This is a genomic window from Prosthecobacter fluviatilis, from assembly GCF_055388355.1.
Map to the genome: position 1 here is coordinate 3,915,455 of NZ_AP043782.1, position 20,902 is coordinate 3,936,356.

Annotated in this window: 23 protein-coding genes; 15 read left to right on the forward strand and 8 right to left on the reverse strand. The window is 61.8% G+C overall.

What is annotated here, in order from left to right:
• Positions 1–65: 65 nt before the first annotated feature.
• From ACZ5WW_RS15250 to ACZ5WW_RS15260, 3 genes are all read right to left on the reverse strand, one after another.
• The gene (locus ACZ5WW_RS15250) at positions 66–638 is read right to left on the reverse strand and encodes an NADH-quinone oxidoreductase subunit C (RefSeq protein WP_377171714.1); all 573 of its coding nucleotides are present in this window, start codon (positions 636–638) and stop codon (positions 66–68) included.
• 14 nt (positions 639–652) lie between these two features.
• On the reverse strand, positions 653–1,189 hold the full coding sequence (gene nuoB, locus ACZ5WW_RS15255) for an NADH-quinone oxidoreductase subunit NuoB (protein WP_377171716.1): 537 nt from the start codon (positions 1,187–1,189) through the stop codon (positions 653–655).
• Between the two features lie 94 nt (positions 1,190–1,283).
• Entirely contained in the window at positions 1,284–1,718 is a 435-nt protein-coding gene (locus ACZ5WW_RS15260; protein WP_377171718.1) for a hypothetical protein, read from the reverse strand.
• Positions 1,719–1,952: 234 nt separating this feature from the next.
• Here ACZ5WW_RS15260 and dnaK point away from each other — a divergent pair, with 234 nt between their 5' ends.
• From dnaK to ACZ5WW_RS15305, 9 genes are all read left to right on the forward strand, one after another.
• The gene (gene dnaK, locus ACZ5WW_RS15265) at positions 1,953–3,905 is read left to right on the forward strand and encodes a molecular chaperone DnaK (RefSeq protein ID WP_377171720.1); all 1,953 of its coding nucleotides are present in this window, start codon (positions 1,953–1,955) and stop codon (positions 3,903–3,905) included.
• A gap of 155 nt (positions 3,906–4,060) precedes the next feature.
• Positions 4,061–4,642, forward strand: coding sequence for a hypothetical protein (locus tag ACZ5WW_RS15270; protein ID WP_377171722.1), 582 nt, complete (start codon positions 4,061–4,063; stop codon positions 4,640–4,642).
• A complete protein-coding gene (locus tag ACZ5WW_RS15275; protein ID WP_377171724.1) occupies positions 4,639–5,256 on the forward strand; it encodes a hypothetical protein in 618 nt (205 codons plus the stop codon). The genes ACZ5WW_RS15270 and ACZ5WW_RS15275 overlap by 4 nt, the downstream gene beginning before the upstream one ends.
• Positions 5,257–5,367: 111 nt before the next feature.
• Entirely contained in the window at positions 5,368–5,664 is a 297-nt protein-coding gene (locus ACZ5WW_RS15280; RefSeq protein WP_377171726.1) for a co-chaperone GroES, read from the forward strand.
• Positions 5,665–5,706: 42 nt separating this feature from the next.
• Complete coding sequence (gene groL, locus ACZ5WW_RS15285; RefSeq protein WP_377171728.1) at positions 5,707–7,329, forward strand: chaperonin GroEL; 1,623 nt, start codon at positions 5,707–5,709, stop codon at positions 7,327–7,329.
• Between the two features lie 328 nt (positions 7,330–7,657).
• Complete coding sequence (locus tag ACZ5WW_RS15290) at positions 7,658–8,167, forward strand: hypothetical protein (protein ID WP_464694156.1); 510 nt, start codon at positions 7,658–7,660, stop codon at positions 8,165–8,167.
• Positions 8,168–8,214: 47 nt separating this feature from the next.
• The gene (locus ACZ5WW_RS15295; RefSeq protein ID WP_377171732.1) at positions 8,215–9,582 is read left to right on the forward strand and encodes an arylsulfatase; all 1,368 of its coding nucleotides are present in this window, start codon (positions 8,215–8,217) and stop codon (positions 9,580–9,582) included.
• A gap of 232 nt (positions 9,583–9,814) precedes the next feature.
• Entirely contained in the window at positions 9,815–10,303 is a 489-nt protein-coding gene (locus tag ACZ5WW_RS15300) for a hypothetical protein (RefSeq protein WP_377171734.1), read from the forward strand.
• A gap of 81 nt (positions 10,304–10,384) precedes the next feature.
• Positions 10,385–11,893: a Gfo/Idh/MocA family protein gene (locus ACZ5WW_RS15305; RefSeq protein WP_377171736.1), complete on the forward strand. Its 1,509-nt coding sequence runs from the start codon at positions 10,385–10,387 to the stop codon at positions 11,891–11,893.
• Positions 11,894–11,971: 78 nt separating this feature from the next.
• Here ACZ5WW_RS15305 and ACZ5WW_RS15310 read toward each other — a convergent pair whose 3' ends face one another.
• A complete protein-coding gene (locus ACZ5WW_RS15310) occupies positions 11,972–13,603 on the reverse strand; it encodes a pectate lyase (protein ID WP_377171738.1) in 1,632 nt (543 codons plus the stop codon).
• Between the two features lie 195 nt (positions 13,604–13,798).
• Here ACZ5WW_RS15310 and ACZ5WW_RS15315 point away from each other — a divergent pair, with 195 nt between their 5' ends.
• The 3 genes from ACZ5WW_RS15315 to ACZ5WW_RS15325 all read left to right on the forward strand — a co-directional run bounded on the left by ACZ5WW_RS15315 (position 13,799) and on the right by ACZ5WW_RS15325 (position 15,700).
• On the forward strand, positions 13,799–14,380 hold the full coding sequence (locus ACZ5WW_RS15315; protein WP_377171740.1) for an NlpC/P60 family protein: 582 nt from the start codon (positions 13,799–13,801) through the stop codon (positions 14,378–14,380).
• A 118-nt stretch (positions 14,381–14,498) separates the two neighbouring features.
• Positions 14,499–15,017 (forward strand): hypothetical protein, encoded by a 519-nt coding sequence (locus tag ACZ5WW_RS15320; RefSeq protein ID WP_377171742.1) that lies wholly within the window; start codon positions 14,499–14,501, stop codon positions 15,015–15,017.
• Positions 15,014–15,700, forward strand: a complete 687-nt coding sequence (locus ACZ5WW_RS15325) for a pyroglutamyl-peptidase I (protein WP_377171744.1) — start codon at positions 15,014–15,016, stop codon at positions 15,698–15,700. The genes ACZ5WW_RS15320 and ACZ5WW_RS15325 overlap by 4 nt, the downstream gene beginning before the upstream one ends.
• Before the next feature lie 40 nt (positions 15,701–15,740).
• Here the strand turns inward: ACZ5WW_RS15325 and ACZ5WW_RS15330 are convergent, their stop codons facing one another.
• Positions 15,741–16,160: a hypothetical protein gene (locus tag ACZ5WW_RS15330; protein ID WP_377171746.1), complete on the reverse strand. Its 420-nt coding sequence runs from the start codon at positions 16,158–16,160 to the stop codon at positions 15,741–15,743.
• A 66-nt stretch (positions 16,161–16,226) separates the two neighbouring features.
• Positions 16,227–16,769, reverse strand: coding sequence for a TFIIB-type zinc ribbon-containing protein (locus tag ACZ5WW_RS15335; RefSeq protein WP_377171748.1), 543 nt, complete (start codon positions 16,767–16,769; stop codon positions 16,227–16,229).
• Positions 16,770–16,897: 128 nt separating this feature from the next.
• On the opposite strand from ACZ5WW_RS15335, the gene ACZ5WW_RS15340 reads away from it, so the two are divergent.
• Positions 16,898–17,269: an MGMT family protein gene (locus ACZ5WW_RS15340; protein ID WP_377171750.1), complete on the forward strand. Its 372-nt coding sequence runs from the start codon at positions 16,898–16,900 to the stop codon at positions 17,267–17,269.
• Positions 17,270–17,277: 8 nt separating this feature from the next.
• Here ACZ5WW_RS15340 and ACZ5WW_RS15345 read toward each other — a convergent pair whose 3' ends face one another.
• Both ACZ5WW_RS15345 and ACZ5WW_RS15350 read right to left on the reverse strand, forming a co-directional pair.
• On the reverse strand, positions 17,278–17,634 hold the full coding sequence (locus ACZ5WW_RS15345; protein WP_377171752.1) for a hypothetical protein: 357 nt from the start codon (positions 17,632–17,634) through the stop codon (positions 17,278–17,280).
• Between the two features lie 163 nt (positions 17,635–17,797).
• The gene (locus ACZ5WW_RS15350) at positions 17,798–18,037 is read right to left on the reverse strand and encodes a hypothetical protein (RefSeq protein ID WP_377171754.1); all 240 of its coding nucleotides are present in this window, start codon (positions 18,035–18,037) and stop codon (positions 17,798–17,800) included.
• A 149-nt stretch (positions 18,038–18,186) separates the two neighbouring features.
• On the opposite strand from ACZ5WW_RS15350, the gene ACZ5WW_RS15355 reads away from it, so the two are divergent.
• Positions 18,187–19,503, forward strand: a complete 1,317-nt coding sequence (locus ACZ5WW_RS15355; RefSeq protein WP_377171756.1) for a 3-keto-disaccharide hydrolase — start codon at positions 18,187–18,189, stop codon at positions 19,501–19,503.
• A 324-nt stretch (positions 19,504–19,827) separates the two neighbouring features.
• Positions 19,828–20,892 (forward strand): zinc-binding dehydrogenase, encoded by a 1,065-nt coding sequence (locus tag ACZ5WW_RS15360; protein ID WP_377171758.1) that lies wholly within the window; start codon positions 19,828–19,830, stop codon positions 20,890–20,892.
• The last annotated feature ends 10 nt before the right edge of the window (positions 20,893–20,902 follow it).

The following is a 20,902-nucleotide window of genomic DNA, read 5'->3' on the forward strand; positions in this document are numbered from 1 at the left end:
GAAAGAACTGGAGCATGTGAGAACGCAACGCGCCAAACACACCCAACCTACGTCCTGCAGCCGGGCTATTCCACCGGCCTGCGGGAGCGCGGCTCGCGCGTCTGCGTATCTCCCTCGCCTGCCGTGGTCACAAAGGGGCCGTCCGCCATCGGGGCCACCTTGGTAAAGCCCACATCGGGCATGTCGCTGGGCTTGCCTTCGAGGGGGAAGTCTTTGCGCAGCGGGAAGAAGGGATAGCCCTCCCACATCAGGATGCGGCGCAGGTCCGGGTGCCCGCTGAACTTGATGCCCATCATGTCATACACCTCGCGCTCGTGCCAGTCGGCCGTGGCCCAGAGGTCGCTCACCGTGGGGACTTCCACGTCTTCCGCCACAGCGGCACGCACACGCAGGTACTGCAGGTGGCCGTAGCCGTAGAGCTCATACACCATCTCAAAGCGCGGCTCCCGGCCCATGTAGTCCAGGCTGGAGACGTCGATGAGGTAGTCAAAGTTCAGCTCATCGCGGCAGTATTTCAGCAGCGGCTTGGCGCTGGCCAGGGTGACGACGAGCGTGTGCTCTCCACGAAACTCCTTCGTTTCCAGCACGGCATCGCCAAACTTCTGCTTCAGGGCTTCGACCATCTCAGGGGCTTTCATGGCGGTGCAAAAAATTAGGCGGTGAGTTCGGCCAGCAGTTCTTTCTTCTGCTCCACAAAGGAGTGCTCGGTCTCGATCTTGTGCTGCAGGCGCATCAGGCCCTCCAGCAGCGCCTCAGGGCGCGGAGGGCAGCCGGAAATGTAAACGTCCACCGGGATGAGCTGGTCGATGCCCTGGAGCACCGCGTAGCTGCGGTACATGCCGCCCGAGGAGGCGCAGGCACCCATGGCGATGCACCACTTCGGCTCCGGCATCTGGTCCCACACGCGCTTCACGGCGAGGGCCATCTTGTAAGTCACTGTACCCGCCACAATCATGACGTCGGCCTGGCGGGGGGAAAAGCGCATCACTTCCGCACCGAAGCGGCTCAAGTCGTAGCGGCTGCAGGCAGCGGCCATCATTTCGATGGCGCAGCAGGCGAGGCCCATCGGCATCGGCCACATGGAGTTCTTGCGCATCCAGTTGATGGCGGCGTCCATCTTGGTGAAGATGATATTGCCTTCGACTTTGGAGTCGTAAGCAGCAACGGTGGAATCAGCAGGGGCGACCATGGGAGTCAGGGGAAAGTTTGGGACCCTGAGAATTACGCCCCCTGCGCAGGGGCGGCAATCGGATTGTGAAACTTTTCACAAGCGCCGTCAGGGATCAGGGCGAGGACGGTCCCGTCTGCTTCCTGGCTTCCTCCGCTGTTTTTTCCAAAACACCTTTCCCAAACCGCCGCTCAATCTCCGCCTCCATGATTTGATTGTACGCTCTGGCGTGACCACTCACGCGATCGCTCACAATGCACCCGGCCACCCAGGAGTACGTGATGCCGTGCCGTTCCTTGAGCAGCTTTTCATAGGTCCTCTCCCACGGTGCCGGTGGTGGCCCCATGGTCTCAAGGATGAGTTTGCCAGCCTTCAGATCCTTCTGCGCATCCGCCCGCCCGTCGACCTCGCCGCGCCACGAGTTGAATGCCGAGCAGGAACTGAGGAGCGAGAAAAGCCCCAGACAGAGCGCAAGCAGGCCGACGCCCACGGCCATTTTCTTCATAAGGGACATGCCGCACACGATGCCAAAGGCTGTCTGGATTGCCACCTGAAGAAGACAAGACCACGAGACGTCGGCCCCAATTGTGCCAAGTGACACCCCAATTGTGCCACATTTTGGCACTTTGGCACAATTTTTGGCTCATGGCTCATTGTGCCATGATCTTATTAGTTAACTCACAATCAGTGAATTACATTTCTAAAGACCCACTTGGCACGCGTCTAGCCAAGAAGGAACCACCAAAACCCTCAGTTCCACCTTTCCCCCCCCAACCCCAAAACCATGAGCAAAATCCTCGGCATTGACCTCGGCACCACCAACTCCTGCATGGCCGTCCTCGAAGGCGGCAAAGCAACGGTGCTCGAAAACAGCGAAGGCGCACGCACCACTCCTTCCGTCGTCGCCTTCACCAAGAGCGGCGAACGTGTCGTCGGTCAGGCCGCCAAGCGCCAGGCCGTCACCAACCCCCGCAACACCGTCTTCTCCGTGAAGCGCCTGATGGGCCGCAAGTTCGCCGAGCTCACCGAAGCCGACAAGCGCATGCCCTACAAGATCGTGGCTGCCTCCAATGGCGACGCCCACGTACAGGTGGAAGTCGGCGGCGAAACCAAGACCTACTCCCCCCAGGAAGTCAGCGCCATGATCCTCTCCAAGCTGAAGGCCGACGCTGAAGCCAAGCTGGGCGAAACCATCACCGACGCCGTCATCACCGTCCCCGCCTACTTCAACGACTCCCAGCGCAACGCCACCAAGGCCGCTGGCGAAATCGCCGGCCTGAACGTGCGCCGCATCATCAACGAGCCGACCGCCGCCTCCCTGGCCTACGGTCTGGAAAGCAAGTCCGACGAAAAGATCGCCGTGTATGACCTCGGTGGTGGTACCTTCGACATCTCCGTCCTCGAAATCGGCGACGGCGTCTTTGAAGTGCTGGCCACGGACGGCGACACCCACCTGGGCGGTGACGACTGGGACAACACCCTCATCACCTGGATCGTCAACGAGTTCAAAGCCGACAGCGGCATCGACCTCAGCGGCCAGCCAGACGCCCTCCAGCGCATCAAGGAAGAAGCGGAGAAGGCCAAGATTGCCCTCAGCTCCAGCCAGAGCTACGACCTGAACCTGCCCTTCATCACCGCCGACGCCACCGGGCCGAAGCACATCATGAAGACCCTGAGCCGCGCCAAGATGGAGCAGCTCTGCGACAGCCTCTTTGAGCGCACCATGAAACCCGTGCGTGACTGCCTGGCCGCCGCCAAGCTGGACGCCAGCAAGATCGACGAACTCGTGCTGGTGGGTGGTATGACCCGCATGCCCAAGGTGGTGGAAACCGCCCGCAAGCTTGCCGGCAAAGACCCGCACCAAGGTGTGAACCCGGACGAAGTCGTGGCCATCGGCGCTGCCATCCAAGGCGGTGTGCTCAAGGGCGACGTGAAGGACGTGCTCCTGCTCGACGTGACCCCGCTGACCCTCGCCATCGAGACCGCCGGCGGCGTGGCCACCCCGATGATCCCGCGCAACACCACCATCCCGAAGAAGCACAGCCAGACCTTCTCCACCTACGCTGACCAGCAGCCCGGTGTGGAAATCGTGGTCCTGCAGGGCGAGCGCCCGATGTCCCGCGACAACAAGACCCTCGGCACCTTCAAGCTCGACGGCATCCCGCCGATGCCCCGTGGCGTGCCGCAGATCGAAGTGACCTTTGACATCGACGCCAACGGCATCCTGCACGTCTCCGCCAAGGAAAAGACCACTGGCAAGGAACAGCGCATCTCCATCCAGGGCAGCTCCGGCCTCACCCAGGACGAGATCGAGAAAGCCAAGCGCGACGCTGAAGAGCACGCCGAGGAAGACCGCAAGCGCAAGGAAGGCGTGGAAGTGAAGAACAAGGCCGACAGCCTGAGCTACGAGATCGAGAAGACGCTGAAGGAGTGGGGAGACAAAGTCCCTGCCGAGCAGACCAAGCCGATCACCGACAAGCTCGCCGACCTGAAGTCCGCCATCGAAGCGAACGACATCGACAAAATGAAGTCGCAGACGGAGGAGATCGAGAAGCTCTTTGCCGCCGCCTACCAGGCCGCAGCCGCCGCAGGAGCCGGAGCCCCCGGCGCCGAAGGTGGCATGCCCGACATGAGCGGCATGGGTGGCCAGCCCTCCGGCGGTGCCGCCGAAGCCAAGTCCCAGGACAAGGGCAAGGTGGTGGATGCCGACTTCGAAGTCGTGGACAAGGACAAGTAAGTTCTTCTCTGACGCGAACTCAGCCAAGCTGAACTGATGTTGTCTCCACTGACCAGAACGATTCCCAGCCTGACGGCGAGCCCCACCGGTTCGCCGTCAGGCATCGTTCTGGAAAGACGCGAGTGGCCTTCGCCCGTAACCCTCGTTTCCAAACGATGAGTCTCGAAGCCCTCAAAGAACTGTCCGCGCTCGATGGAGAGGTGAAACGCCTCCTCCAGCGATATGAGGATCTGCTGCTGGACCGGCGGCGGCGCTACCTCTCGCAGATCGTGGAGTGCTTTGCCGGGCTCACGGAGGCAGAGGGCTTCCGCACCAAGCGCGATCCCATGGGCGTCAGCGCCCGCCTCTCAGACACGGAGCTGGCCATCAGCGGCACGGACCCCAGCCACATCCTCGTCGAAGCTCAGGCCAAGTACATCATCACCTGCTCCCTGGCGCAGAACCGCGCCTACGGCATCCTGCTCTGCCGCCAGCCGCTGCAGGAATTCACCAACCAGAGCTCCGACACCAACGACCAGATCACCAACAAGAAGCTGGAGATCGAGTATCTCAAATCCCTCATCGAAAATCAGGGAAACGACCAGTGGTACGTCATCGGTCGTCTGGAGGCCATGGGGGACAACCTCAGCATGTCCGGAGTGCAGCCGCAGTACGAGTCGTTCCAGACCTTTGACCAGGCTGTGAAAACTGCGCTGCGGGAAATCTCCAACGCCGCCATCGCACCACGCGTATCATGAAGACAAACACGCTCATCCTCATGACCGCACTGGGGCTCGTCTCCTGCGGAAAATCGCCCGGGACCGCCAAGGCACCGGAAAAAGCCGCTGCGCCCAAGACCGCCGCCGCCTCGGATGCCAAGATCGAGGCAGAAATCTCCAGCGCGCTGACGACTAAGCAGGAAAAGCCAGCCGCACCTGCGGAAAACGCCCTCAAGAACGAAGCTGACGACATCATCTCCCGCTACCCCGGCAAGACCGCCACCGAGCTGCTGAACACCCCTGAGGTGAAGGACAAGCTGGCGGCTGCCATGAAAAAACTCAGCGCCGACCCCGTGCTGCTGAAGCGCGTGAACTCCACCGTGGACCTGGCTGCGCAGATCAAGGGCCTCGAAGGCTCCGCCAAGCTGGACCTGGACATGAAAGGCTACGATCAGGCCCGCACTTCGCGCATGCTGCAGTCCGTGCTCTCCGAGGAGCCGCAGCGCATCGTGGATTTTCTCGTCAGCGAGATCGGCGAGGCCACTCCGGACCTCAGCTATGGCGGGCTGGAACGCGCCCCCAACGGAGTCGCCATCGTCCCCAACACCCTTCCCGCGCCAGCCGCTGCGGCACCGCCCACCGACCCCGAATGAATTTCCGCCCGGCCAGCCGGCACACCAACCCGTGTGACAGCAGGCCGGGCAGACAACCCGAACCAAACCGAACTAGAACCAGAAACCCTAAAAGCACAAACCAGACCAACTATGGCAACCTCCATCACACCCCTCGGACGCCGCGTCCTCGTCAAGCGCTCCACCAGCGAAGAAAAGACCGCCGGCGGCATCTTCCTTCCCGACACCGCCAAAGAAAAGCCACAGGAAGCTGAAGTGCTCGCCCTTGGCACCGGCAAGGACGACGAAGGCAAAGACGTGTCCACCCTCTTCACTGTGAAGAAGGGCGACAAGGTCCTCATCTCCAAGTACGGCGGCACCGAAGTGAAGCTCAACGGCGACGACGTCCTCATCATCAACGAAACCGACATCCTCGGCATCATCGGCTAATCCCCCCTCAAACCCACCCCCAAACTCACTACTTATACTGTTATGGCTAAACAACTTCATTTCGACGAACACGCTCGCCAGGCCCTTCTCCGCGGCGTCACCAAGCTCGCCAAGGCCGTGAAGGCAACGCTCGGCCCCTCCGGCCGCAACGTCATCCTGGAAAAGAAATTCGGCTCCCCCACCATCACCAAGGACGGTGTGACCGTGGCCAAGGAAATCGAGCTTCCGGACCCCTATGAAAACATGGGCGCCCAGCTCATCAAGGAAGTCTCCTCCAAGACCTCCGACACCGCTGGCGACGGCACCACCACCGCCACCGTGCTGGCTGAAGCCATCTACTCCGAAGGTCTCCGCAACGTGACCGCCGGCGCCAACCCCACCTCCCTGCAGCGCGGCATCCTGAAGGCCACCGAGGCCATCGTGGCCAAGCTCAAGGAAATCTCCACCCCCGTGAAGGACAGCAAGGAAGTGGCCCAGGTCGCAACCGTGTCCGCCAACTGGGACGCCAGCATCGGCAACATCATCGCCGAAGCCATGGACAAAGTGGGCAAGGAAGGCACCATCACCGTGGAAGAAGCCAAGAGCATCGAAACCACTCTGGAAGTGGTGGAAGGCATGCAGTTCGACAAGGGCTACCTCTCCCCCTACTTCGTGACCAATCCGGAAACGATGGAGTGCAACCTCGAGAACGCCTACATCCTCATCAACGAGAAGAAGGTCAGCAACCTCAAGGACATGCTGCCTCTGCTTGAGAAGGTCGCCCGCTCCGGCAAGCCCCTCCTCATCATCGCTGAAGACGTCGAAGGCGAAGCCCTTGCCACCCTCGTGGTGAACAAGCTGCGCGGCACCCTCAACATCGTGGCCGTCAAGGCTCCTGGCTTCGGCGACCGCCGCAAGGCCATGCTCGAAGACATCGCCATCCTCACCGGTGGCCGCTGCATCACCGAAGACCTCGGCATCAAGCTTGAGAACATCGAGCTTTCCGACCTCGGCCGCGCCAAGCGCATCACCATCGGCAAGGAAAACACCGTCATCGTTGAAGGTGAAGGCTCCTCCGAAGCGATCGCGGGCCGCGTGACCCAGATCAAGAACCAGATCGCCGAAACCACCAGCGACTACGACCGCGAGAAGCTCCAGGAGCGCCTTGCCAAGCTCGCCGGCGGCGTGGCCGTCATCAACGTCGGTGCTGCCACCGAAACCGAGATGAAGGAAAAGAAAGCCCGTGTCGAAGACGCCCTGCACGCCACCCGTGCAGCCGTTGAGGAAGGCATCGTCCCTGGCGGTGGTGTGGCCCTCATCCGTGCTCAGGCCGCCATCGGCGACCTCAAGCTCGTCGGCGACGAAAAGACCGGCGCTGAAATCATCGCCCGCGCCATCGAAGCTCCCCTCCGCCAGCTGGCTGCCAACGCCGGTCTGGAAGGCGCGCTCATCGTTGCCGAAGTCAAGAAGGGCAAAGGCAACAGCGGCTACAACGTCGCCACTGGCGAATACGTGGACCTCATCAAGGCTGGCGTCGTTGACCCTGCCAAGGTGACCCGCAGCGCTCTCCAGAACGCCGCCTCCATCTCCGGCCTGCTCCTCACCACCGAGTGCCTCATCGCAGACATTCCCAAGGAAGAGAAGGCTGACGCCGGTCACAGCCACGACCACGGCGGCATGATGTAATCTTCGTCGGGGCATCCCTGTCCCGTCATCCCCTTTTGATCCGCCGTGTGACCCAACCCGCACGGCGGCTCAGAAAACCCAAAACCCCCACCCGCGGCCCGGAAGCAATTCCGGGCCGCATTTTTTTGCCCCTGTTGAGCGCACCGGCAGGCGGATACCACAAGATGCTGCAAGGCGGCAGCTCCGCGCTCCGGATGCCCTCCTTCCGCAGGCGCTCGGCCTATGCCTCTTGCTTGATGCCCCCTGCACAGAACAGCGGACTCAGATTGAATTGCGCTCAGAGTTAAGGCATCTTGCCACGTCCGCCTCACTCCACGCCCATCACCTCATGAACATGCCCCAGATCCTCCGCCGTCTTTCCATCATCGCTGCTGCGCTGGCACTCTCGAGCTGCGCCACCAGCACTCCGCGCGCCACTTACGTCACCCCTCTCACGGCGGTCGTCAGCCAGGGGGACCGGGTCAGCACCGTGGTGAACACCACCGACGCCCGGATGTCTGCCGAAGAACGCGCGATGCTTGCCGACAGGATCACCCAGAACGTACAAGCTCTGGCCCAGGCGAACGGCGGATCTCGCCACAGCTACGAGATCGTGGTCAACATCACCCGCTACACCAAGGGCAACGGCGTGGTGCGCACCGCCATGCCAGGGATGGGACAGATGCACGTGGACGGCGTGGTGACGCTTTACCAGATGCCCAAGCGGGTGCCCGTGGGCGAGTTCATCGTGCGCAAAGCCTTTGCCATCGGCGGCCTGTATGGCCTGACCGTCAACATGAACACCATCAGCAGCGCCTTTGCTGACGGAGTGGCCAAGACCGTCTGCCAGGTGCGCTGATCCGCAGGCCAGCAACATTGCCGCGATGGCGTCGTTCCCATGATGCCATGATCCGACCCATCGTCCTGCTCCTTTCCCTCTGCCTTCTCTCCGCTGCCACCGCAGGCCAGCCCAACATCATCTTCATCCTCAGCGATGATCTGGCCCAGGGAGACCTGGGCTGCTACGGGCAGAAGCTGATCCAGACACCTCACCTGGACCGCATGGCCCGGGAAGGCACCCGCTACCTGCAGGGCTACAGCGGCACCAGCGTCTGCGCCCCTTCGCGCTCCTGCCTGATGACGGGACTGCACACCGGCCACTGCCCCATCCGCGCGAACCGCGAGATCGGCAAAGAGGGCCAGAAGCCGCTGCCTGCTGGCACGATCACCGTGGCGCAGATTTTGCACGACGCCGGCTATGCCACCGCCTGCATGGGCAAGTGGGGCATGGGCATGTTCGACACCACCGGCAGCCCGCTGAAGCTCGGCTTTGACCACTTCTACGGCTACAACTGCCAGCGCCACGCCCACAGCTACTTTCCCACCTACCTCTACAACGACGACCAGCGCTTTGACCTGCCCGGAAACACCGGCAAAGGCGTGGGCAAAACCTACGCGCAGCAGCTCATCTCCGACGAAGTGGTGCGCTGGGTCCGCGAGCACAGGTCCGGCCCCTTCTTCCTCTATTACTCCATCACGCTGCCGCACGGAGACTTTGAGATCAACGACCAGGGCCTCTACAAGGACAAGCCCTGGACTGAGAAGCAGAAGAACTACGCCGCCATGGTCACCCGCCTGGACAGCGATGTGGGCCGGCTGCTGGACACACTCAAGGAATGCGGCATCGACGACAAGACGCTCGTCATGACCGCCGGGGACAACGGCTCCTCCTTTGATCCCGGGTCGGAAATGGGCAGGCTCTTTGAGCAGGCCGCCAACGGCCTGCGTGGTTACAAGCGCGGCCTGTATGATGGTGCGCTGCGGCAGGCCGCGCTGGCACGCTGGCCCGGCCAGGTGCCCGCAGGGCGTGTGACGGATGAACCCTGGGCTTTTTGGGATTTCCTGCCCACGGCTGCAGAACTCGCCGGCGCAAAGATTCCCGCTGCCTGCAAGACGGACGGCCTCTCGCTGGTCTCCTTTCTCAAAGGCGGCCCCGCACCGCAGCGCGATCACTTCTACTGGGAGCTGCATGAAGCAGCCTCCCTGCAGGCCGTGCGTTTCGATGACTGGAAGGCTGTGCGCAACGGCCCGGAGCGCCCCATCGAGCTCTATGATCTCAAGTCAGATCCGGCAGAAGCGCATGATCTTTCCCAGGAGAAGCCAGAACTCGTGGCCAAAGCCGCCGCCCTGATGCAGTCCTCCCGCACACCTGACCCCGACTGGCCGCTGGTGCAGAAGCGCGCAGGGCAGGGGAAGAAAATGAAGAAGCCGTAAACGCGTGGAGAAGGCGCGCCGCGCTGTGCTGGAGCTGGCGGCCTGATGATATCAGAACCAGGCAGGCGACATGCAATGCACGTTGATTTATGGTTATTCCTGAAGTTATATTCAATCGGCATTTAATCCTAAAAAATTTAAGCTGTGAAAAGCATGATATTTTGAAATTCCATGGAATTAAGAGTGAAGAGAGCTTGATTGTTTATGGAAATTTTAATAGATTTGGTGCCGCATGAGTCTCCCATCGACCAACGCCACTTTGCCCTCTCCGGGACTGCCTGCTCATTCAGGAGATCTCTTAGCCCATGAACTGGCTTCTCTGGTGCAAGACATTCAGCGCACCCGTGAGTGGTTTAACAACCAGCTCGATGCCCAGCTCGCCAGCCTACGGCAGCTCTGTGCAGCCACACCTGCCAAAGAACCCGCCAGGAACACGGTTTCCACCTCAACGCTTTATCAGGCCCCTCGCGCTGTGATGGTGGCCCCTGTGGCCGCGCCTCTGCACGCCGCCGCTGATGCACCGCCTGCCGTGCTGCCGCCAGAAGCAGCCGCAAGGCCAGCCCCGCCCACACATCCGGCGATCATTCTGCCACCGACCCTGACGGCAACGCTCGACCCCGAGCTGGAGCAGGCCACGCTGCACGAGCTGAACAACGCACTGACACGTGCGTTTGCGGAAATCTCCGCGCGTGGCGGCATGCTTGACCAAGGCGCCCGCTGAGAGCAGAAGAGGAATACAACAAAGAGTCGCAAGATTCTTTGGCAAACTCTGCCCGCGAGGCAACGTACAAAAGTGCTCCACATGAATACCATTATCACTGATCCTTCAGCTGCATCCCGCCGCGAATTTCTCAAGACCACCACCAAGACCGCCGCCGGCCTGTCTGTTCTCTCCGGCATCAGCCTGCCCCACGTGCATGCCGCTGGCAGCGATGAAATCCGCACCGCCCTGATCGGCTGCGGTGGCCGTGGCACTGGCGCCGCCAGCAATGCGATGGGCATCCAGCAGCGTGTGACCCGCCTCGTGGCCATGGCGGACGTGTCTGAAAAACGCCTCAAGGGCAGCTTTGAAGCGCTGACCGCCAAGCACCCTGACCGCATGTCCGTCTCCGAAGACTCCAAGTTCATCGGCTTCGACGCCTACAAGCACGCCATCGACTCCCTGCGCAAAGGGGACGTGGCCATCTTCACCACTCCCGTGGCCTTCCGCTGGGTGCATTTCAAATACGCCATCGAAAAAGGCGTGAACGTCTTCATGGAAAAGCCGATCTGCACCGACGGCCCCACCGCACGCCGCCTCCTGGCGCTGAATGAAGAGGCCAAGAAGAAAAACCTCAAGGTGGGCGTGGGCCTCATGTGCCGCCACTGCCGCGTCCGTGGCGAGCTCTTCAACCGCATCCAGGACGGTGAGATCGGCGACCTGCTGATGATGCGCGCCTACCGCATGCAGGGCCCCATCGGCTCCGCCTTCACCCTGCCACGCGACCCCAAGGTGGACACCAACGAGCTGCAGTGGCAGATCCAGCGCTTCCACAGCTTCCTGTGGGCCAGCGGCGGCGGCTTCAGCGACTTCAACATTCATAACATCGACGAAGCCTGCTGGATGAAAAACGACTGGCCGGTGGAAGTGCAGGCCAGCGGCGGCCGCAGCGACCGCGGTGACTACATCGACCAGAACTTCGACCACTACAGCTGCGAGTACACCTTCAAGGACGGCGCCAAGCTCTTCCTGGAAGGCCGCACTGCCATCGGCACCCACAACCAGTTTGCCACCCAGGTGCACGGCACCAAGGGCAGCGCCATCGTCTCCACCGCCGGTCACTTCCCCTCCAAGGCCATGACCTTCAACAGCCAGAAGATGCAGCGCTCCAACATCATCTGGCGCGGCAAGCAGCCTGAGCCGAATCCGTATGACCTCGAGTGGCAGGACCTCATCGCCGCCATCGTGGCTGACAAGCCCTACAACGAAGTGGAACGTGGTGTGAAATCCAGCGTCACCACCGCCATGGGCCGCGCCGCCGCCCACACCGGCCAGGTCATCCGCTACGACGACTACATCAACAGCCCCTTCGAGTTCTCCCCCGGCGTGGACAAGCTCACGATGGACGGCCCTGCGCCGATCATCGCGGATGCCAATGGCAAATATCCCGTGCCACAGCCTGGTATCCTCAAGGACCGCGAGTACGCCATGGAGCCGCAGGCCAATCCTTTCCCGCTCATCCCCATGGCACCCGCCCCGGTAGAAGAGCCCCTCTCCCCGCCAGAGCGACAGAAGCCTGCTGCGAAGAAGAAAGAGGCCAAGAAAGCCTGAGGCTGAACAAGCCGCTGACTGCCCGGCCGCCGCTCCTCACAGGGCGGCGGCTTTTTTGTGCCTCGCCACGGGCCTGCGTCACTCCGTCAGCGCATGCAGGTACTCCTCCAGATTCGTGTAGCCATCCTGATCCGCGTCCGCACTGCCATCGGCGGGGTTTCGGGCATCAAGGCCATGCGCCTGCTCCCAGGCATCGGGCATGCCGTCGTGATCCGAGTCGGCAGGAGCGGCACCACCCGCGAGGTGGGGGTGCCCGCCCACTTGTGAAGGCGCGTTGATCATCGAACCCGTGCCGTTTTTCACCTCGCTGACGACGCGTGCATCCACAGCATCGCGCTTCGGGTGTGTGGCGCCAGCATGTGCCAGCACTCCGGCATAAGCGGCCTCGGCATCCGTGGTGGTGACCGGCCAGGTGGCAAACCGCCGGGCGGCACGGTACTGCTCAGGCGCGGTTTTCTGGTCAAACTTGTAGCTCACCAGCGACCACTCATCGCCCTCGGCCTGCGGACGGTGCGGACCGCGGTTGCCCTCAACGTAGATCTTAGGCACGCCGCTGGAGTTCACGATGATCTCGTACAAGCCGGACTCGGTGGAACGGCCCGGCTTGAAGACATTGCCCACAAAATTCACGAAGGAGTTCGAGTCCGTGTCGAAAACCTCTCCCGCAAGGTTGCCGAAGTCATAGATGACGTTGTTGATGATGTCATGCGTGCCCCCGGCGGAGATGAGGGGATTGCGGAAGCCATTGTGCGCCATGAGCGTGTGATGCACCGTGACGTGGTCGCAGCCGTCTCCGATCAGCAGCCCCGCGCTATGACGTCCTTTGTGGTGGCGGCTTTGATCCAGCGCCTCGCTGACAATGCACCAGCTGAAGGTGATGTCATGCGCGCCGAACCAGGTGTTCACAGCCTCGTCCTCGCTCCAGCTTGCGGAGACGTGGTCGATCACGATGTGGTGTGCACCGTCGGCGATTTTGCCATGCGTGCCTAGCAGAGTCAGGGCGTCATTGTCGTCGGGCTCGATCCGGCCTTCGCTGCCGGGCCGTATGCGCAGGTGCTGGATAAGCACATCATGCGTGGCGACGGTCAGCCCCGTGTTTTTGAGGCAAATACCATCTCCTGGTGCCGTCTGGCCTGCAACGGTGAGAAAAGGTTCGGTGACAATGAGCGGGCTTTCAAGCTCGATGGTGCCTGCCACGCGAAACACGATGATACGCGGCCCCCTCTCTGCCAGAGCCGCGCGCAACGTGCCGGGCCCGTGGTCTGCCAGAGAGGTGACTTCGAGCACCTTGCCACCGCGACCTGCCGGAGTGCGGGTGCCGAAACCTTCCGCGCCAGGAAAAACCGGCAGCCCTGTCAGCGGCGGGAGGCTGCTCGGCTGGCCGGGGTTTTTGGCAGTCCTGGGGGCCGTCCATTTTTTCACCAGCGGAATGCCTGGGTAGATGAGGAAGGCCACAAACAGAAGGCTGCCGCCCAGGAGCGCCACCCGCGCCAGCCGCCGCGAAGTGTTTTGCCTCAGCATGCGCCAGCCCAGCCACGCGGCCGCCAGCGGACAGAGCGTCATCACCCCAAACACCACGTACGGAGTCAGGTGCTTGACAAGCCAGTTGAAGCCCGTGGAAAGCAGCAGCACGAAAAGCCAGAGCAGCAGGGGCAGCGTGAACAGGAACCAAAGAGACCTGCTCTTTTGCGCGGTGGATGTGGTGTTCATCGGATGAGTTCAACCGGCCGACCTCCCGCAAGTTGCTGCAGAAAGCCTCATGGGCCGAGCCTGATTCCGTACCCACCCCCTGCTAAATCACTGAATGCAATTCGATTAATTTTCTTAAGCCTCTAAGGTAGATCTGACAGTATTCTGAATGGCTATTTAGAAGATAATTTCAGACTCTTCCTATACCTTTCCTGCGTGGACCACCAAGAGGATGACACCCCCATACCAGAATCTCTGAGTGACACGCCCGAAGCCGAATGTGTGCGGCAGCTGTTCGGGCGCAGGCGCTGGATGAAACTGGGTATGTGGGGTGCCCTGGGCACGATTGGAGGAGGTATGGGCTACTACATGGCGCCTCCTGCAATCGTGCCACTCTACTTCAACGGCCTCTACGCCTACGCGCACCAGAGCCACCCCCTCGTGATCCATCAGCTGGTGGCGGCAGCCAATGACCTGGTGGGCAAACCCTACAAGCTGGGAGGAGGCCACCGGTTTCTCTACGACAACGGCTTCGACTGCTCCGGCTCCATCTCGCATGTGCTCTATCGTGCCAGGCTGCTGGACAGGCCGCTCAGCTCCACGGCTTTTGCGAATTACGCGTGGCCCGGGCTTGGTAGCTACATCACGCTCTACGTCAAACCTGGCCACCACGTTTTCATGCAGGTCTGCGGCCTGCGTTTTGACACGTCTGGCTCACGCCCTGGAGAGGGCCCGCGCTGGCGGCTGAGCAGCCGTTCCTACGAGGGCTTTCGCGCACGGCACCCTGCGTGGCTCTGAAGGATGAACTGCGGCTGGCTGGGCCAAATGGAAGCCTCCCCTTCCTTCGTTCAAACACAAGATAGGGCTTATGCTGATTGACAGCGCCGGCGCTTTTCGCGCAGACTGCGCGCCTGATATGAAGACTCCGTGCCCGGCCATCTTGAGCATCTTTCAACGCTGGCAGGCCTGGTTGCTGCAGGCGATGGTGCTGACTGCACTGGCAGCGTGCTCGCTGCCTGCGGGCCACGGCGGGCTTTCGGCAGCCCCCGCCCCCTATGTGCAGGGCATCTACCAGGGATCTTACACTTATGGCAGTGCCTACCATAAGCTGGCCGGAAAGACGGTCCCCTTTGAGATCTCCCTGAAGCAGGCGCGCGGCTCCAGCAGGATCAGGGGAGTCGTCAGGGAAAGCTACACCGGCTTCGGCACGCTGCAGGACGGCTTTGTGTGGGCGGACATCACCGGCACCTGCGAGAGTGATGCCGGCTTTACCCGCCTGAAGTTCACCAAAACCTACCGTCAGTCCAAGGAGCCGCCGGTGAACTACAGCGGCTCGCTGCCGCCGGGTTCCAGCCTGCTCTCTGGCACCTGGTATTTCCCCAGCAAGCCTAGTGACAGCGGGATGTTTCAAATCAGCAACATGCATGTGCCATGAAGACCCTACGCAAACTGCTTTTGCTCGCGGCATTCTGCCTGCCGGGCCACCCTCTCCGGGCACAGACACCGGACATCCTGGTCAGCGGTTTTGAGGCTTTCGGCGGCCGCAGTGAAAACGCCTCCTGGGTGCTGGCTCAGGAACTCGCCAAGGCCTTTCCGCAGGATGTGCGCAGCCTGAAGGTGCCTGTGCTCTGGGGGGCACCGCTGGAATCCATCAATGGCGTGAGCCCTCAGCCCAACGTATGGATCGCCTTCGGTGAAGGCACGCCGGAGTTTCAGATCGAGATCGTGGCGCACAACCTCCGCGGCCGGTACCCCGACAACCATGGCATGAAGCCCATGACTCCGGAGATCGTCAAAGATGCCGAACCGGAGCTGCGCCAGCAGGCCCGGCTGGACGGTCTGGCCGAAGCCCTGACTCAGGCAGGATTCCCCACCCACGTGTCAGAAAACGCCGGGCGCTACTTGTGCGAGGAGATGCTCTACTCCCTGCTGCATGCGCAGAAACAGCACCCCGAAGCGCTGAAGCTGGTGATCTTCATTCATGTGCCGCCCCTGGGGCAGACCGTGAAGCTGCCTGCCTCCACCCGCAAGGTGGACGCGGCCTGGCTGCAGGCTTTTGGCAAACAACTTTTTGCCTCCATGCGCAAACTGGATCTGCTGCCTGCGGCGGCGCATTGAGCGCCCCAAGCAGGAAGTCCCTCCAAGTGCCGGACCTGCATCACCGATGGTGCCCGCCTCCGTGATGACCACCACCGCTGTGCCCGATGTGCACACCGCCGCCGTGATGCATCGGAGGGCTCACATGGCCGCCAAAATGCGGTGTCACGTACGCAGGCGCACGGTAGGAGTAGCTGGGGTAGCGGTAGCCACCGTAAACGTGACCACCGCAGTAAGGCCTCACATAGGTGCTGGTGGGCAGGGTGACCCACTGGTAAATCGGGTAGCCCATGGCGTCATACCCGATCGCCTGATACACCGCCCACACCGGTGTGCCATTGGTCAGGTAGCTCACGATGCGGCGCTCACCGGGGCAGGGCTGCACTCCCATGGGGAGAACGGGCGGAATGGCCTGCGCAGAAAGAGGAACCACGGCACCCAGCACACTGGCCGCAGCGATGAGACTGAGAAGTGCTTTCATGATGTAAACGGAGTGTTGCTCCATGGAGTTGAACGTCCTTCCGTCCTTTTTATTCATCCAGGCCGCTTACGGCTGCGCATTCAGAAACGCCAGCGCAGCGGACCGCTGCGGATGCTCTGAGAGTTCCTGGCGCAGCGCCTGAAGCTTCTCCAGCAGCTCGGCACCGAGCCGCTCCTGAAGCTGTGCCAGCTGCATGGCATTGAGCTCCTGCTGCCTCACGGCCTTCTGCCACGGTGCCGTGAAGATCAGGTGGATGGATTTTTGCAGGTGCCCGCCGCACAGCGCCTCCCACTCACCACCGTCCAGCCAGATGCCGCCCGTATGCGAGCGCTCCACACGAAACGGCTGCCCGTGGCCCACGCGATAGCGCGTCATCACCGTGCCAGACTCCGGGCAGAGTTTGACCACATCATCAAACTCGCTCACGGGCACCGCCTCCGCTGCCGGGCTTTCCTCGGCTACCTCCGTCGCAGGCAGCTTGCTGCGCCAGCGCCAGTAGCTTTCCGCCGGGATCCAGTGCCCGCCGGTTTCAGGACAGCGGAATGCGGTCAGACCGGGTTCCAGTTCGACGCGTTCCAGACGTTTGTGATGAGCAAGAGGACTTAGCATGGCGCACGCGATCATGCGCCGCACCCACTCCGTCGCCATGACATTTCCCAGCCATTTATGGAAGCAGCCATCACTCCTCCGCATGCGCCACCTCGACAAGGCACGCGCGCTGCGCATCCTCCACACTCATGGCCACCCGTGGAAAATCCGTCGCCTTCGCCCGCATCCGTGCGGAGGTCATTCGTCTGGTCGCCTTGATCCCCGCTGGCAAGTTCACCACCTATGGCAGCATCGCCATCCACATGAACGTCATCGCCCGCCATGTGGCCACGGTGCTGAGCCGCCTCACACCCGAGGAATCCGCCACGCTGCCCTGGCACCGCGTGGTGGCGGCGAATGCGCGCATCAGCCCGAACATGCCTCCTGAGTCGTCACTCAAACAACGACACCAGCTCAAAGCCGAAGGCCTGCGCATCGACAAAGAAGGCTATATCCAGGATGCCGACAGTCATTTTCACAATGTGGGCGTGCGGCGGAACATCCGTTGGAGCGAGGGGTGAGCGCAGGCTCAGTCATCCGTCTCTGGAGAGACAGCCGTCGTCTGAGGGGCCGGCAAAACTTCCTGCGACAGGGCAGGGGATGGGTCGAGCTCCTTGAGCAGGTTTTCGATTTTTTGCAGCCTGTAGGCCACCAAGGCGGGCTGCCATTGAGGCTGGCTCTGGCTGATCTTTTGAATGAGCGCCTGAGCCGCTCTCAGCTTGCCCACAGCCACATCAGGATGACCTGCCTGCACTTCCTTCAGGCCGGCATCGCAGAGCGCATGAGCGCGCTGGTAGCTTTCCCCGGGATCTGCCGCAGGTGACACTGCAGCAAAGCCAAGCAGAGCTGCCGTGACCAGAAGCGGAGTGCGTGTGACGAATTTCATGACGGCTGATTTCCTTTTTCGTGACTTGCGTGTCGCTATTTTGCAAAAAATCAGCCGTCTTGTCAGCACTTTTTCCGTGCGAACAACCAATGACAAAACTCATCGGTTTTCATTCGCAGCGGCCTGATGATCCTTTCGCGATCATGCTCGTGCCGCAGGCTGCTTACTGCCCATAGACATCGATCCACTGCAGACCGCTCTTGGAACCGGGCGGCGTGAAGTAGCGGCGGCCGAGATAGGTGCCGCCTTTCACCTCACGCATCGAACCGCCTGAAGGGTGGCTGGCGCGAGTGAGCACCGGCTTGCCGTTGTAGGTGCCGTTTGCATCCGGCACAGTGCCGCAGGAAACAGACAGCAGCGTGCAAATACCAAGAACGATGGAGGCGGGGTTGGTGCGCTTCATGGCTCTCAATCAACATTTGAGTCAGGATGATGCAACCCTTACATCGCATTGCGATACTCTTTCCTCTGTTTTGTAATGCGGTCCCCCCCCTGGCTGCGGGCTTGCCTTCCACCGCACATCCCGCTTTGATTCAGCCTGCGACACTCGCCATGCACCGATCTCTTCTCCTCCTTCACTGGCTGGCTGCTGTGGCCGCCGCAGTTGGCATTCACACCATGGCGGCACCCGCCGAAGTGCCCAACACTCTCTCACCTCAGGAGCAGTCAGCAGGATGGAAGCTCCTCTTTGACGGGCATAGCACCGCAGGCTGGCATACCTATGGCAAGAAGTCAGTGACCGCCGGGTCCTGGAAAATTCAAAACGGCTGCCTGCTACTGCCTGCGGGCAACGGTCGCCCAAACGGCCATGGCGGCGATCTCGTGACGAACGCGATGTTCACAAACTTCGAATTTGAATTCGAGTGGCGCGTGGGTCCTGCGGGCAACAGCGGTGTGGAGTACCTTTTCACCGAAGGCGAAAAACGCACGGCCAGCTTTTATCCCGGAGACACCGGCGACAGCCCGGTGGGCTTTGAGTATCAGGTGCTGGATGATGCCCCGCATGCGAACAACGCGGCCGACCGGCTCGCCGCCTCCATCTACTCGCTGGTCACGCCAGCAGGCAAAACGCTGCGCCCTGTGGGCGAGTTCAATCAAGGCCGCATCGTGGTGAATGGCAATCATGTGAAGCACTGGCTCAATGGCCGCAAAGTCGCGGAGTGCGAGCTAGGCAGCCCCGAGCTGCAGCGCATCATCGCCAGCAGCAAGTACAAGTACTACCCCGGCGTGGGCGTGAAGCGCGCCACCGCCATCGCCCTGCAGGATCACGGCGCGGAGGTAGCCTACCGAAACCTCAAGATCCGCGAGCTGAGCCCCTCTGCGGCCAGCGCTCCGGCCGCAGCAGTGCCGCCGCCCTCCGCCCCTGCGGCAGCAGCAGCACCCATGACGGCCCGCAAAATCCCCATGCAGGCCGCCGACTGGCGGGTCTGGTGCTGGTCCAAAGCCGAGAACCGCTGGGTGGAGCACCCGCTGAGCAAGATGACCGTGCAGATCCAGGACGGTGTGCTCAGCGCCACCAATACCACCAACGACGGCTGGCCCCGCGCCATCCTCGTCTATCGCGGCACGCTGCTGGACGGCGACTTCACCCTCTCAGCCGAGTACCGGGGGCAGCTCGAATCCTTCGACCTCCAGGCCGCCGACGGTGCCAACCAGCGACTCACCTGCCTGAACCCGCCGCAGGACAACCAGTGGCACACCGTCCTCCTCGGCCGCAGGGACGGCCAGTACACCGCCCGCATCGAGGAAGCCTCCGCCCAGATGCAGAACAGCAAAGCCTCTTCCGACATGAAGGGCTGTTTCTGCTTCAAGCTCCGCCCCGGCGAGCAGGTGGAGGTGCGCGGCCTGGTGCTGCAGGCGGGAAGGTAGAACTCGGGCCGAGACTTCTGAGCATGGCCCGGATGAGCAAGCCGCGCTGGTCTTAAAACACCGAGATGATATCACGAAGCACCATATCATGGTATTAGGCGTTGAAAACCCACGCCGGCACCTGCTTCCAAAGGGTGGCGAAATGGATCTGAGAAACCTTGCGGAAGAACGCTCTATTGCTGACTTCGGAGATCATGCAGGCCGCTTGTCAGCAAAGTGTCCCTGCCATCTCATGCGCCGCGCATATCACATGACCAATCCGGCACAGCATTGGCCAACGGCTGCGGAGCAGGGGAGGGATCTTGCCACGATAGTAGCTCCACTATGAAGACCATGCTGGCCAACGTGTTTCACGGCATCAATGACATCCGTGTTGAGTCCGTGCCCAAGCCCACGGTGGGGCCGGGCGAAGCGCTGCTGCGCATCACAGCGACCACCATCTGCGGTACCGACCTGCACATTGTGCGTGGCGAGTACCCGGTGAAGCCTGGGCTGATCATCGGCCATGAGCCCGTCGGAGTGATCGAGGAACTTGGTGCTGGCGTCACAGGCTACAACATCGGCGACCGCGTGCTGGTGGGTGCCATCACACCCTGCGGGCAGTGCCGCGCTTGCCTTTCTGGCAAACCCTCGCAGTGCGGCCATGGTCACGGCTGTCAGGCGATGGGCGGCTGGCGTTTTGGCAACACCATCAACGGCGCTCAGGCAGAGTACCTGCTGGTGCCCTACGCCCAGGCGAATTTGGCGAAGATTCCCGACGAGGTGACGGACGAGCAGGTGGTACTGCTGGCAGACATCGCCTCGACAGGCTTTGGCGGCGCGGAAAGTGGCAATATCAAGATAGGCGATGCCGTGGTGGTGTTCGCACAGGGCCCCATCGGCCTCTGCGCCACCGTGGGTGCCAAACTGATGGGAGCGACGATGATCATCGCCGTGGATGGCGACGAGAACCGGCTCAAAATGTCCCGTCAAATGGGAGCGGATGTGACCCTGAACTTCCGCGAATGCAATGTGGTGGAAGAAGTTCTGAAACTGACTGGCGGCGGGGTGGACGTAGCCATTGAGGCACTCGGCACGCAGGAGACGTTTGAGGCCTGCCTGCGTTGCCTGCGGCCGGGCGGCACGCTCTCCAGTCTTGGCGTCTATTCCGGCAAGCTGCAGATCCCGTATGAAGCCTACGCCGCAGGGCTGGGGGACCACCGCATCGTCACCACGCTCTGTCCGGGCGGGAAGGAGCGCATGCGTCGGCTGATCAATGTGGTGCAGTCCGGTCGGTTTGACCCAGCCATGCTCGTCACGCACCGCTTCTCACTCGCGGATATCAAACAGGGTTACGAAGTCTTTGGCAGTCGTAGTGAAGGTGTGCTGAAGGTTTTGATCACACCATGAATTCAGTTCA

What these genes read in the sequence shown, in the direction of transcription:
- ACZ5WW_RS15250 (WP_377171714.1), bottom strand. Translation starts at nt 638, where the DNA reads ATGAAAGCCCCTGAGATGGTCGAAGCCCTGAAGCAGAAGTTTGGCGAT.
- nuoB (WP_377171716.1), bottom strand. Translation starts at nt 1,189, where the DNA reads ATGGTCGCCCCTGCTGATTCCACCGTTGCTGCTTACGACTCCAAAGTC.
- dnaK (WP_377171720.1), top strand. Translation starts at nt 1,953, where the DNA reads ATGAGCAAAATCCTCGGCATTGACCTCGGCACCACCAACTCCTGCATG.
- ACZ5WW_RS15270 (WP_377171722.1), top strand. Translation starts at nt 4,061, where the DNA reads ATGAGTCTCGAAGCCCTCAAAGAACTGTCCGCGCTCGATGGAGAGGTG.
- ACZ5WW_RS15275 (WP_377171724.1), top strand. Translation starts at nt 4,639, where the DNA reads ATGAAGACAAACACGCTCATCCTCATGACCGCACTGGGGCTCGTCTCC.
- ACZ5WW_RS15280 (WP_377171726.1), top strand. Translation starts at nt 5,368, where the DNA reads ATGGCAACCTCCATCACACCCCTCGGACGCCGCGTCCTCGTCAAGCGC.
- groL (WP_377171728.1), top strand. Translation starts at nt 5,707, where the DNA reads ATGGCTAAACAACTTCATTTCGACGAACACGCTCGCCAGGCCCTTCTC.
- ACZ5WW_RS15290 (WP_464694156.1), top strand. Translation starts at nt 7,658, where the DNA reads ATGAACATGCCCCAGATCCTCCGCCGTCTTTCCATCATCGCTGCTGCG.
- ACZ5WW_RS15295 (WP_377171732.1), top strand. Translation starts at nt 8,215, where the DNA reads ATGATCCGACCCATCGTCCTGCTCCTTTCCCTCTGCCTTCTCTCCGCT.
- ACZ5WW_RS15300 (WP_377171734.1), top strand. Translation starts at nt 9,815, where the DNA reads ATGAGTCTCCCATCGACCAACGCCACTTTGCCCTCTCCGGGACTGCCT.
- ACZ5WW_RS15305 (WP_377171736.1), top strand. Translation starts at nt 10,385, where the DNA reads ATGAATACCATTATCACTGATCCTTCAGCTGCATCCCGCCGCGAATTT.
- ACZ5WW_RS15310 (WP_377171738.1), bottom strand. Translation starts at nt 13,603, where the DNA reads ATGAACACCACATCCACCGCGCAAAAGAGCAGGTCTCTTTGGTTCCTG.
- ACZ5WW_RS15320 (WP_377171742.1), top strand. Translation starts at nt 14,499, where the DNA reads ATGAAGACTCCGTGCCCGGCCATCTTGAGCATCTTTCAACGCTGGCAG.
- ACZ5WW_RS15325 (WP_377171744.1), top strand. Translation starts at nt 15,014, where the DNA reads ATGAAGACCCTACGCAAACTGCTTTTGCTCGCGGCATTCTGCCTGCCG.
- ACZ5WW_RS15330 (WP_377171746.1), bottom strand. Translation starts at nt 16,160, where the DNA reads ATGAAAGCACTTCTCAGTCTCATCGCTGCGGCCAGTGTGCTGGGTGCC.
- ACZ5WW_RS15335 (WP_377171748.1), bottom strand. Translation starts at nt 16,769, where the DNA reads ATGCTAAGTCCTCTTGCTCATCACAAACGTCTGGAACGCGTCGAACTG.
- ACZ5WW_RS15340 (WP_377171750.1), top strand. Translation starts at nt 16,898, where the DNA reads ATGGCCACCCGTGGAAAATCCGTCGCCTTCGCCCGCATCCGTGCGGAG.
- ACZ5WW_RS15345 (WP_377171752.1), bottom strand. Translation starts at nt 17,634, where the DNA reads ATGAAATTCGTCACACGCACTCCGCTTCTGGTCACGGCAGCTCTGCTT.
- ACZ5WW_RS15350 (WP_377171754.1), bottom strand. Translation starts at nt 18,037, where the DNA reads ATGAAGCGCACCAACCCCGCCTCCATCGTTCTTGGTATTTGCACGCTG.
- ACZ5WW_RS15355 (WP_377171756.1), top strand. Translation starts at nt 18,187, where the DNA reads ATGCACCGATCTCTTCTCCTCCTTCACTGGCTGGCTGCTGTGGCCGCC.
- ACZ5WW_RS15360 (WP_377171758.1), top strand. Translation starts at nt 19,828, where the DNA reads ATGAAGACCATGCTGGCCAACGTGTTTCACGGCATCAATGACATCCGT.